The sequence below is a fragment of the Scytonema sp. UIC 10036 genome (genome assembly GCF_009725235.1).
Window position 1 is genome coordinate 89,844 of sequence record NZ_WJFC01000022.1, and the last position, 11,715, is coordinate 101,558.

Sequence of the window (11,715 nt, forward strand, 5' to 3'; positions counted from 1 at the left end):
GTTTTTGACAATTAGATTTACAAAACTTTACAATATGTCCCATTTTGCAGGTATCTCGGTGGCTACCCTACTTCAACGACAACCGCTGTTTTTCTCTAAATGCACGATCGGTAGAAGGACACGGTGGTGACGATCGCACACCTCTGTGCAAAACACCGTGAGGAGAAATCGCTTACCAGTTAGGCGGTGCAGAAGCTTTAGCCGTCCTAGCCGAACATGAAGCCCAATTTATTGAACCCAAAGGCGATGTTTCTACTCAGAAGATTGAAGAAACTAAAGTAGCACTACAAGAATTGGGATTGCACGGCAATATTGAGAAGGACTTAGATTAAGTAGATTCAATTTTGATTTGACGATCGCGTATTGCAGTAAATAAAATTAATTTATTAAGTAGGTAGGTGAGAAAAAACGAACTATGTAAAGATATTTAAATATGCTAGAACCCCTACAAATGACAAATGACAAATGACAAATGACAAATGACGATCCTCACTAGTTAGCTTTATTTGTGACAATCTACTTATATCGGTCACAAGAAATATTTTCCGAAGCTTTACCAAAACTTCAAATATTAGTATTTTTACTGACATTCAATTTCTAGCGGTCGCAAATCTAAATTCTGTGCCTTCTTTACAATCCAGTCCGCATAGGTGGACTTAGTTTGTATAGCCGCGATTTCCAATCACCGAAGCTAAGAAAGATTATAAAAACAGCAAATTATGAAAATCAAAAAAATATCTCATCTATCAGCCATAGGATTCTCTATTTGTATTTTTACTACTTCTACTACTAGTATTTTTGCCAACACATCTTTTGTTCAAGCACAGAAGACAGCTAAATTCCCTCAAATTGCCACTGTTACAGGTATCACAAATGGAGATATTTCCTGCTACGTTGATTTAATAGATAGCAAAAGGAAAAAATATCAAGGACTGTACGCATCTTATGACATTTGTGAAAAGGAAAAAACTTTTTTAAATAAGAAAGTGCGTTTATTTTACGGACTAGAAAAAGTGAATGATTGTCAGAGTGCTGAACCTTGCGGTAAAAGTAAGACAGTTACCTCAATCAAGAGAATGCAGATTGTTCGTTAAAATATCTACAAAATCAAAACCAATTTCCTACAAGAATAAAGGATGCCCAATGATAAGGGCGGTTATAATCTGTGCTAGAAAACTCTGTTAGGAAAGTACGTTGGACATTTCGCAATGCTTCTGCTTTCGTAATTTGAGGATTCTTCAACTCTTGATAGAACTTAATCATAAATTGAGCAGTTGAGGCATCGTTGACTTGCCACAAGCTAGCTAGTGTACTGCGTGCGCCTGCTTTGATTGCTACTCCTGCTAGTCCCAAAGCTGCTCGATTGTCTCCTGTTGCTGTCTCGCAAGCACTCAGAATAAGTAATTCAATGGGTTTGGAACTTCTTTGATAATCTAAATTCAGTAAGTTATCAAAATCCTTAACTTTGATACGTTTTTGCCAATCTAAAATAAAAGTTTGCTCTGGGTTAGAACTGAATTTACCGTGAGTTGCTAGGTGAACGATATTATAGGGATTGGAATTAATTTGTTTTTGGATGTTTTGCTGGAGAAATGTTTGATTTTCCAACATTTGTGTATGCTGAACGCTTTTCTTGACCCCCTCTAGTTCTACCGCTACGTTACTGATGGCTCCTAAACCTTCCTTTTCAAAACTGGGAGCATCTATAGCACCACCTACTAAAACACTAAGCGATTTTCTCTGAAGTGGTTTGGGTTCGAGAAGTTGCAAACCAGAGGTGACACTCACAGCATATCTTTCTACGAGATATTTTGTTCCGTCATGGAGAACTGCCATTGGTAGATTACGCAACGAACCATCTAGAACAAATACCAAATTTTTTACCTTGCTTTCCTCTCGGTTTTTGGTACTCTCTAATTCAGCTTCAAAAGGTTTTATGAGCCAATTATAAATTTGTTGAGCTTCTTTTTTAATCTGACTGGGGCTGGTGCTGCGTCTTTTTAAAGATTGTCGCAGTTGTTTGACAGCTTCGTCTACTTGAGTGTCAGAAACATTTTGATTTCCGTAATGACGTAAGTTATCAGTGCCTGGTAATTTGATAACAACTTCTAAACGGTTTGGTAGAATAATTGGGTAGATAACAGCTGCATGCGGATCTAAATCGTCAATTTTGACTTGTTCTGGTTTGGCACAAGCATCTCCAAAAAAGTTATCTAGTTCTGCTAACTGGAGCGCTTCTATCACGTCACGGGCTTGAATCAAGCGATCTCGATTGGGGTTCTGTCGCAAAAGTAAATCGACTAACTGGCGATACACTGGTTCTACAGTTTCTCGAAAGGAAAACTGTACTTCAGGATTGAGAACAACTAAATCGCTCCGTAAATTATTCAAAGTCTTAAATGCTTGAGTGTAGTAACTAACCGCTTTGGTGTCAGCATTTTTGTTGTGATGTGTCCTCTCGGCTTGCATTTGAAGCAACCGCCCTATTTGCCATTGCCAGCGATAGGCAATATCAGGTGCATTTGTCGCCTGAGCAATAACTAAAGCCGAGCGAGTAAATTCTATCGCCTTTGCCCAGTCTAAAGTACTTTCATATAACTCACCAAGCGTTCCCAAAGCATAGGATTCTGCTCTTTGGTCTGTTAAGTTTCTTGCTTGCTCAATGGCAATATTAAGTATTTGAGTTATGTTTTCTTTTCTGTCTAATGACCATTTGATTAAACTTTGAGCAAAATTTACACGGGCATATATGGAAGCTCGACTCTTGGGTAATTTCTCTAAGGAAATCCTAATTAGTGGAAGCAAAACTGCAACAGAGGAATATTGCTTATTTTCAAGCAAGACAGAAAGTTGATTGAGATTTGCTTGAACTTTTGCCGTTGGTGAGATGGCAAGATTAGCTGCTTGTTGATAAGAACTTAAAGCTTTTTGAGTGTAAGTTTGAGCATTTTCTTCATTTTTTAAGGTTTTTGCATTTCTAGCCAGTGCTATCTCAGTATTGCCCAAACTTAGCAAAACTTTACTTTGAACTTCAGGCGAGCGCATTTTTTGAGCCACGTCTAGCCCTATCTGTAAAATTTTCTGAGATTGTTCCAAATCTCTCCCCTGTCTGCGAATCTGACCGAGGTTTAGTAAACCAGCAACTTTGAAAGAGGGATCGGGTTCTTGATAAATTTCTTGTTCTATCTGAGTGAGAATTTTATCAGCACGACGGTAAAGCCCTAAAACTTGTAGTGCTAAAGCTTGATTGATTTGACTTCCAAGAATTCCCACGCGATCGCGAATTTGCCTGTAAAGTTTCTCTGCTTTTTGCCACGTTTCCAAAGCAGTTTCAGTATTGCCCATAGCAAGTAGCAAATGTGCTCGAGCATTCAAACTTAAAGCACGAACTTGAGTTATGTCTTGACGGTCAGGTAAGGTTTTTAACAAAGATAAACTAGTAGAAATACTTTGTTCAGCTTCTTGTAATTGCCCTAATTTTTGTTGAGCTAAAGAAGTAAAACTCAGTGCTTGAGCTTGGTTGAGAGTTTCTCCTGTTGCTGCGTATATTTTTGCTGCTTGTTGCAAGGTTTTTGTAGCCTCAGCAAATAGTCCTTCATCATAGCTTTTTTTACCTGCTTGCAACAATGCGATCGCAGATTGCTGGGTGACAACAGGTTGCTGTGCAGTAGCAGAAAATAATGTTGAAATGTTTAGGCTGAGTATAAAGCTGAGAGCTGCAACCAAAATAACTCTGAAACATGACATACCCCCCTTAATCCCCCCTTGGAAAGGGGGGAAACTAGATTTCCAGTTCCCTCCCCTTTCCAAGGGGAGGGTTAGGGTGGGGTAAATCAGCTTAAACCGTTTACATTTCATAGTAGACACAAATTAGATATACCCCCTTAATCCCCCTTGGAAAGGGAAATTGGATTTCCGGTTCCTCCCCTTTGCAAGGGGAGGGTTAGGTGGGGTAAATCAGTTCAAATAGTTTATTTTCATAAATTTGCCCTCAACTGTAGGCAATCCAAAGGAGATAACCAAGTTCCTTGAGATGTTACCACAGCAGGCTCAGCCGTAAGAATCACTGTACCATTTGTACTTCTAACCCAACCTTGGGCTTCAATAATATTTGTAGATTCTTTTTCATTTAGTCGGTCATTTCTTGCACTTCTTGTCTTATCAGATAAAGCTGGTTGTTGTACAATGCGCCAATCTTCCCAACTAGCATCAGGATTGAGGGCTTCATAAGGAGAGGAAGGCAAACCTCCACGACCTGTTACAGTAAATTCACTACCTCGATTGGCTGCAACGCAAAGATTTTGATTAATTAATCCTGTCACATCAACAATATCTACTGGTAGTTGAACTAAAGCTTGTGTTGGATCTGTATCAGGTGTGTTGGTAATAACTTGACCGCTAAAGGAAGGGTTTTCTTGGGAAATCGCTGTAATGTCATTACTAGATAGTCTACTTGAGTCCAAGTCTCGCGATCGCTCGGCATTCAACAACGCCTGCAACTCTTGCCTACTGAGCGACCTTAATCCAAAAATGCCTTGGGCTGTAATTTGAACTTTACCACCTCTGCCAGTAAAAGCGTTAGCAGTAATGTCACTATTTTCATTTGAGGCAGCAACAATGAACGGAGCTTCAATAGTGATGTTACCACCATCACCACCAGCCCGTGCTGAACCCGCCGTAGTGGATATGGTACTGTTCCGGCGCAAAAGCAACAAATTTTGCAATCGTAATATGATATCTCCTCCTTGACCTGAAGAAGTCGCTGCAGTAATTTGTCCTTTGTTATCCACACGAACAGACTGTGCTGTCACTTCTAAAGAACCCGCACCTCGAGCGTTAGGATCTTCACTCCTACTATTAACAGTTACTGCTGCACTATCTTTAACAGTCAAGTTTCTTGTTCTAATTGTTAAATTTCCACCACGCCCTGTAGCAGGTGCTGACTCTCCTTGTCGGTTAACTTCTCTCAAATTGCCAACTTCAGCGACTATTCGGCTGCGAATTTGTTCGTTGGTATTGAGCACTTCTACAGAATCTAGAGCATTGACTTCCACACTTCCCCCATTCCCTGCACCAAACGTAGAAGCAGAAAGTTCTGCCCCATCCCGGATCGTTAAATTCTTGGTATTGATGACTAATCTTCCCGCGTCTCCAGAACCTGTTGTCTGTACAGACAATCCACTAGAACGTAACCCTCCCATGGCGTTGAAAATCCCGATTAATTCTACAGAATCAGCAGCATTAACAGTTATGTTTCCTCCTCGTCCTTGTCCTGCATTACTCGCTGATATTCTTCCTCCCGGTCGGATAATCAATTGTCTTGTATTTATTGTCAGTTCTCCAGGAATATCTCCTATTTCTCGATTGTCCACAGACAGAGAACTAGGAAATCTTCGGTTATCTCCAGGATTATCGGCAGTTGTTCCGCTTAGTTCTACCACATCTGAAGCAGTTACCGTCAACTTTCCACCAAAACCCCTTTGCAAGCGAGTCGCTTCAATTTGGGAACCATCCCGAAGTACCACTCGTTTGCCTCTGATTTGAATTTCACCGCCACCCTCACCACTAGCGTCCACTGCTGCAGCTTTCAACAGTTGAATATCTCCAAAATTATTAACACCTTCGTAACTTAAAGAAAATCCTTTCTCCACAGCAGTCAAACTAACATTACCAGCACCAGCAACACTACCCAATTCGATTCGTCCGCCCGCAGTTTTCAATGTCCCGCCTTCAAAGGTAATATCTCCACCCACTAAAGCTAGGGTTCGAGCGGGCTGTATGCGTAAAGCATTATTTGTATCAATGATAGGATTTTCCTGCCTTCTTAAACCTCGACCATTCCCCCGAACTACAATTCCTTGTGAATTACCTGTAAATTGCAATCCAATTGGAACGCTAACGGTGAGTAAAGAAGAGTCTTGGGAAGGTGTTGCACTGAATTGAGTACTATCAGCAAAATTCAGACTACGAGCAGTACTTGCAATAAACGATCCTCTAATATCCAATCTGGCATTTTGACCAAAAATAATACCGTTGGGATTGATGAAAAATAAATTGGCATTGCCATTGACACCTAATGTTCCTAAAAGATTTGAGGGGTTAGTTCCCGTGACTCGGCTGATAATGTTTGTAATTCCAGTGGGGTTATTGAAATAAACTCTTTGCCCTTCGTTAATATTAAATTCTCGAAAACTATGAAAAAGATTGTTCCCTCGTGTTGCTCCACCTTCTATGCGATCGCCTCTCACACCTTGTCTAATTTCAACATTTCGCACGAGCGATGAGCGTTCTGTTCCTATTTCATCTGGATTAATCTGAGCCAATACACAGTTCCCAGATAAAATATTGACAAAACATCCGGTTAATGTATATTGAAGAGCGCTCGCAATTTGCCGCATAGTTTTAAACTTGTTTCCCCTTCAAAAATTTAGTTAAAATCAAACTCTTGGGCAATAGTTTCTAGAGGCAAGAAAAGAGACAGGTGGTTATCTTGAAACGGAATAAACTCGTGTTTGAGATAAAATTCCTTTGCTTGTAAATCTATGGCATCAACTCTCACTGCAAAAATACCAATTTCTTGAGAAGCTCGAACAATACGATATAGCGCGTCTGATAAAAGCTCACCTCCTAAACCTTGTCCTTTAACAGAATTATCCACTGCTAACTTACCAATTAACGTAGCAGGAATGGGATATGCAGGTAACCTTTTTCTGTATAATTCCGGAAGAGATTCATACTCAATAATACTGGCACTTATGGTATAATAACCATCAACTTTAACTCCGTCTGATTCCAAAAGAGCAACAAAAGTTTTAGCAATCCCTTTTTGATGGTTTTGCCGAGCATATTTTTTCAGGTATTCGTTCAGCGCTTGATAACCACAATCAAAGGAATCTTTTTTATATTTCTTTTCTATTGGTACAAAATTCCACCTCCTCTCACTATTTGTCATATTTCTTCCGGAACTTTTGCAATGTAGTTTTAAGTTTTCCCTTAAGTTCCGGGGGATTTTCCATCACAGACATGAATAAATCTCGATCTCGATCTGATAGCACTAGCCTTTCTTGGGAATCTATATCTTGTCTAGCAATGGGAAGAAGATGAAAAAGGGTATAAGCACTCAAGGAAACTCCTTTGAGGTTTGCAGCTCTTTCTAAGAGTTCTTTTTGTTGTTGTGTCACCCTCAAATCGACTCTACAGTCTTTAGGTGGAGAAGTTTCTGACATTTCAGTAATATGGCAAGCGTCTTTAACATATAATCCTAGCATTTTAGGTGGACAATGTCCACACAAATCAAAGAGACATCTCCTCCCCCTGCATCCCCTGCATCCCCTGCATCCCCTGCTTGCCTCTTTTTTACACCTGAATCCTTACGTGAGAATTAATTCTCAGGGAAAGGTGCTAAATAAATTCTGGATGCCTGCCGATTTTTATGACACGGGTATCTCTGGATTTTTTGTGACGTTGGAATCGTCTGAAACTAGCCGTTATCCCACTGGAACTATCGTGATGCAAAGTAACTCATCTGCCAAGATCGATTAAAATATCTTAAAAATCAGCGATTAATTTTGCTTTTCTCAAGAAGAATTGTAATACAGTTTCTTCGCGAGAGATAATATCTGCTCTACCTTGCATTCCCAAACTTATTTGGCATTGGCTTTTGCCTTGAGATAGCACCAGGTTTTCTGGTTCTACACTCACCTCGTAGAAAGCACCACCCGTCATCATCTTGCTAGCAGTCGTCCCGCTATTGGGATTAGCACCTTGGGCTTGAGGTGAGATGGCATCTGGGGAAATGGCTGTGACCTTACCTTTAAGAGTGCCGTAATCTGGATGAGGACACGCAGATATCCGCAGGTGAACTTGTTGACCAACTTTGACTTTACTGACGTCCCCTGCACTCACTGCACTCTTAGCTACTAGTTTTGAGTTGCTAGGAGCAATTTGGGCAATTTCCTCTCCCGATCGCACGGTTTGACTGGAGTTTCGCAAGTTGAGTTTAAATATAGTCCCGTCAGACGGAGCAGTGACGATTGTTTGTCTAATATCCATTCCCAGTTGTTGCAATTCGCGGATATCGCGGTCTAACTGTTTTTGAGCTTCAATCCTTTGTGCTATGAGAGCTTGACGTTCTTTATCCAATGTAGCCAAGCTAGCTTTTCCGGCTGCTTTTTCTTGGGCAATACGTTCTGTTGCGATCGCGACTTCTGAATGGCTGGGGTTCAGAGCAACTTGTGCTTTTTGTCGCCTAGCAATAGATGCAGAAACAGCTTGTTCGAGGCGAGTGATGGTTTGTTTTTGTGCTTCAACAACTGCTTTTTGTGCTTCCACTGCTTGTTCTTGTTGGCTAGCAGCGAGTTGTGCTTCTTCTAACTGGTCTTTTGACAGCGCTCCTGCAATAGCCGCCATTTCATATCGATTTTGTTTGGAGCGTGCAGCTATCAAGGCTGACCCAGCAGCATTTAAATTTGCTTGTGCCGATCTTAACTCTGCATGAGCCTTGTGTAATTCCTCTTCAGATATCCCAACATTTGCTTCGGCTTCTTGAGCTTCTGCAACAGTAGTCATTCTTTTATCTTGGTATGAGCGAACGCGCCCACTGAGTTCAGCTTCGGCGGAAGCAATAGTGCGATTTATACGGTCAGTTTCAGCGTGGATTTGATTGTTGAGAGCACGAATTTGGGAATTAATTTGAAGAAGTTGTAACTTCGCTTGTTGAATATTGCTTTGCAGTTGGCTTTTTTTAGTTTGCAGGCGGGAGTCGTCAATGGTCGCTATGACATCTCCTTTTTTAATAGGTTGATTTTCTTGAACTGAAATTCTTATAATTTGACCTTCTGTCGCTGCTTGAACAATTCGCAGTTCACCTGCTGGGCGAATAACAGCTTCTGTTTTAACAACCTCTTTATATTTACTAACAGAAGCAACTGGCACTGCTAAACTTATGACACCTAAGATGAACATTCCACCGTAAGTTGTCCAACGACTAATAGGGGGCAGAAAATCATTTTCTTGGTTGAAGGCTATAGACTCTGATTTGAAGTGACTAAGCATAGGATTTTAGATTTTAGATTTTGGATTTTAGATTTTGGATTTTAGATTTTAGATTTTGGATTTTAGATTTTGGATTTTAGATTTTAGATTTTGGATTTTAGGTTATGCAAACCATTCACTTGAAGGAACTAGCAAACTCTGAAGCTCCACTGTTCATCGGTCACTGTTTACTGTTTACCGATCGCTGGTCACTGTTAATAATGACCTTTGAATGCTAACTTCTTCTAAGAAGTGTAAGTGTTCGCCAGGAATTTGTCGGAGATATTCTGGAGTTCCTTGGATTTTTAAGCGACCTTGTTCAAGGAGTACAATCCAATCAGCTCTTTGAATCACTTTGGGGCGATGGCTAATCATTATTGTGGTTTTGCCTCGTCGATGGCGTAACAGTTTATTTAGAACTTCGGCTTCGCTAACTGGGTCGAGAGCACCCGTAGATTCATCTAAAATAAGTACGGGTGGGTCAGTAACAATCGCTCTGGCTATAGCTAATCTTTGCTTTTGCCCGCCTGAAAGATTTGCGCCAAATTCTCCTAAAACTGTTTGGTATTTATCGGGTAGTTTGTTGATGAATTCATCTGCACCAGCAATTTGGCAAGCTTGTACAATTTGTTCAAAAGTAATGTTGGGGTAACTGAAGCGGAAGTTGTCAATGATTGAACGGCTCCAAAAATGGGGTTCTTGAGGTACGAGTACGATTTGCTGTCGCAAGCATTCTAAAGATAGGTCTTGTTGGTTGTATATGCCATAAGCGATATTACCTGATTGAGTCTGATACAAAGCAGTAATCAATTTAGCTAAGGTGCTTTTGCCACAACCTGATTTACCAACTAAAGCAATGACTTGACCGCCAGGAATAGTGAGAGAAAAGTCTTGCAGTAGGTCTACTCTACCTGCATGGTGGAAGTTGAGGTTGGTGCAGGTGATATCTGCATTACCGGGAATTTCTGCCCAAGGTTTTTTGAAGTCGTTTTCGTCTTCTGGGGTGGCGTCAATAACTTCTGTCAGGCGCTGAATGACAACTTGGGCGGTAATAAATTCATCAACTAAGCCAATTGCCGAACCTAAGAAACCGAGAAAGTTACCACTCATACCGTTAAACATTAAGAGTTGACCAATTGTTAAAGTATGATTAATGACTAAGTAACTTCCTAGCCAAAGTAAGGCAATATTGGTGAACGTGGAAATAAGACCGGTGATAGTGCCACTGTATAACCCCAGTTTCATCGTACTCCACCCCAGGTTTGCAAGGCGGCCATAATTTGTTTGATACTCTTCCCATGCTTGGGGGGTTGCTTGAGTTGTTTTTAGCACTTGGACACCGCGAAAAGTTTCTACAAGAAAACCTTGATTTTCTGTTCGTAAAACGATGGATTTACGGGTTTTATTCCGCATCATCGGTAGAAAAAGCAGGTTAACGCAGGTCAGGACGAGAAATGCAAGAAAAGAAGCTAAAGACAGTTGCCAACTGTAGAACAGCATAATCCCCAAGGAAACCACAGCAATAAAAAATTGGCTGGGTAAACCGAGAACAATTTGGGAAACAAGGGCATTGATGGCATTTACGTCAGAAATGCGGCTGACGACTTCCCCACTGCGACGACCTTCAAAGTATGACAAGGGTAAGTGTAAAAGTTTGCGTCCGTATTCTAAAATTAATCCGAATTGCAAGCGCTGACCAAAGTGACCAATGAGGTGAGATTGTACTAATGCGATCGCACTTCTAATAAAATTCATACTAATGACCCCAATTGCGACAGTGGTTAGCAATTGAGTATCTCCCCGTACCAACACATCATCAGTTAGCAGTTGCATCATCAAGGGAGAAGCAAGCGAGAGGAGACCAACAACTATATTAATGGCAGTTGCCTGAGCAAGAATAAAGCGATAAGGCCAAGCACGGGCAATAAAACGTCCAAATCCACCAATTTTATCTTCTGGTTGTTCTAGAAAACGGCTGTAGTCTGGTTCTAGCAAGAGCATTACGCCATTAACCCAACCTGTAGTTAACTCTTTGCGAGTAAGATAACGCATACCAAGGCTAGGGTCAGCAACGATGTATTTTTTACCTTTTTGACCGTACAATACAACCCAGTGATATCCTTTCCAATGAATAATTGCTGGTAAAGGTACTTCGTTTAAACGCTCAAGCATTTCAGGATTAGCTTTTACCTGACGAGCATTAAACCCCAGTGCTTCTGCACCCCGTTTCAAACCCAGTAAGGAAGTGCCTCGCGAACCAGTACCCACAGCTTCTCGTACCCGACTGATGGCAAAAGTACGTCCGTAATATTTGGCAATAGTGGCAATACAGGCAGCACCGCAGTCTTCTTCACTATGTTGTAAAACAACTTGGTATTTCATAATTGTAATAATATTAATGTACAAAAACTTTCTGAGGAAATTTTCAGTAAGATTGTGAATTCCCTGTCAGAAAGCTTTTTGGTTGCTTTCTGTTGTTAGTATGATTGATAATTTTGTATAGAAGTTGAGCTAAATTCAGAAGCTGCTCAATACATTTTTTGGTTAATAAGTCAGAAAAAGTCAGAAAATTCAGGTAAGTTCAGCTTTGCCCTGCTTGTTCGTAGGAATGTATGGTCAGCCAATTCAAGTAAAATTTTATACATTTTTACATTCTGTTAGACCTATTTATATTTCACAAAT

Annotated in this window: 8 protein-coding genes; 2 read left to right on the plus strand and 6 right to left on the minus strand. The window is 40.6% G+C overall.

Translation table 11 applies throughout. The features are described 5' to 3' along the window. The first annotated feature begins 719 nt into the window (after positions 1 to 719). Complete coding sequence (locus F7734_RS13055; protein WP_155745132.1) at positions 720 to 1,094, plus strand: hypothetical protein; 375 nt, start codon at positions 720 to 722, stop codon at positions 1,092 to 1,094. Between the two features lie 13 nt (positions 1,095 to 1,107). On the opposite strand, the gene F7734_RS13060 is transcribed toward F7734_RS13055, so the two are convergent. The 4 genes from F7734_RS13060 to F7734_RS13075 all read right to left on the minus strand — a co-directional run bounded on the left by F7734_RS13060 (position 1,108) and on the right by F7734_RS13075 (position 7,268). Then, positions 1,108 to 3,747, minus strand: a complete 2,640-nt coding sequence (locus F7734_RS13060; protein WP_155745133.1) for a CHAT domain-containing protein — start codon at positions 3,745 to 3,747, stop codon at positions 1,108 to 1,110. Positions 3,748 to 3,977: 230 nt separating this feature from the next. Further along, on the minus strand, positions 3,978 to 6,398 hold the full coding sequence (locus tag F7734_RS13065; RefSeq protein WP_155745134.1) for a filamentous hemagglutinin N-terminal domain-containing protein: 2,421 nt from the start codon (positions 6,396 to 6,398) through the stop codon (positions 3,978 to 3,980). Between the two features lie 29 nt (positions 6,399 to 6,427). Beyond that, on the minus strand, positions 6,428 to 6,952 hold the full coding sequence (locus F7734_RS13070; RefSeq protein ID WP_155745135.1) for a GNAT family N-acetyltransferase: 525 nt from the start codon (positions 6,950 to 6,952) through the stop codon (positions 6,428 to 6,430). Beyond that, positions 6,942 to 7,268 carry a DUF1778 domain-containing protein gene (locus tag F7734_RS13075; RefSeq protein ID WP_243146854.1) on the minus strand — a complete coding sequence of 109 codons (327 nt, stop codon included), beginning with the start codon at positions 7,266 to 7,268 and terminating at the stop codon, positions 6,942 to 6,944. Before F7734_RS13075 ends, F7734_RS13070 begins: the two co-directional genes overlap by 11 nt. 130 nt (positions 7,269 to 7,398) lie before the next feature. On the opposite strand from F7734_RS13075, the gene F7734_RS13080 reads away from it, so the two are divergent. Further along, complete coding sequence (locus tag F7734_RS13080) at positions 7,399 to 7,542, plus strand: hypothetical protein (protein ID WP_155745137.1); 144 nt, start codon at positions 7,399 to 7,401, stop codon at positions 7,540 to 7,542. A gap of 6 nt (positions 7,543 to 7,548) precedes the next feature. Here the strand turns inward: F7734_RS13080 and F7734_RS13085 are convergent, their stop codons facing one another. Together F7734_RS13085 and F7734_RS13090 are read right to left on the minus strand one after the other, a co-directional pair. Further along, positions 7,549 to 9,054 (minus strand): HlyD family efflux transporter periplasmic adaptor subunit, encoded by a 1,506-nt coding sequence (locus F7734_RS13085; protein WP_155745138.1) that lies wholly within the window; start codon positions 9,052 to 9,054, stop codon positions 7,549 to 7,551. 174 nt (positions 9,055 to 9,228) lie between these two features. After that, positions 9,229 to 11,415 carry a peptidase domain-containing ABC transporter gene (locus F7734_RS13090; RefSeq protein WP_155745139.1) on the minus strand — a complete coding sequence of 729 codons (2,187 nt, stop codon included), beginning with the start codon at positions 11,413 to 11,415 and terminating at the stop codon, positions 9,229 to 9,231. Positions 11,416 to 11,715: the final 300 nt, after the last annotated feature.

What these genes read in the sequence shown, in the direction of transcription:
- F7734_RS13055 (WP_155745132.1), top strand. Translation starts at nt 720, where the DNA reads ATGAAAATCAAAAAAATATCTCATCTATCAGCCATAGGATTCTCTATT.
- F7734_RS13060 (WP_155745133.1), bottom strand. Translation starts at nt 3,747, where the DNA reads ATGTCATGTTTCAGAGTTATTTTGGTTGCAGCTCTCAGCTTTATACTC.
- F7734_RS13065 (WP_155745134.1), bottom strand. Translation starts at nt 6,398, where the DNA reads ATGCGGCAAATTGCGAGCGCTCTTCAATATACATTAACCGGATGTTTT.
- F7734_RS13070 (WP_155745135.1), bottom strand. Translation starts at nt 6,952, where the DNA reads ATGACAAATAGTGAGAGGAGGTGGAATTTTGTACCAATAGAAAAGAAA.
- F7734_RS13075 (WP_243146854.1), bottom strand. Translation starts at nt 7,268, where the DNA reads ATGCTAGGATTATATGTTAAAGACGCTTGCCATATTACTGAAATGTCA.
- F7734_RS13085 (WP_155745138.1), bottom strand. Translation starts at nt 9,054, where the DNA reads ATGCTTAGTCACTTCAAATCAGAGTCTATAGCCTTCAACCAAGAAAAT.
- F7734_RS13090 (WP_155745139.1), bottom strand. Translation starts at nt 11,415, where the DNA reads ATGAAATACCAAGTTGTTTTACAACATAGTGAAGAAGACTGCGGTGCT.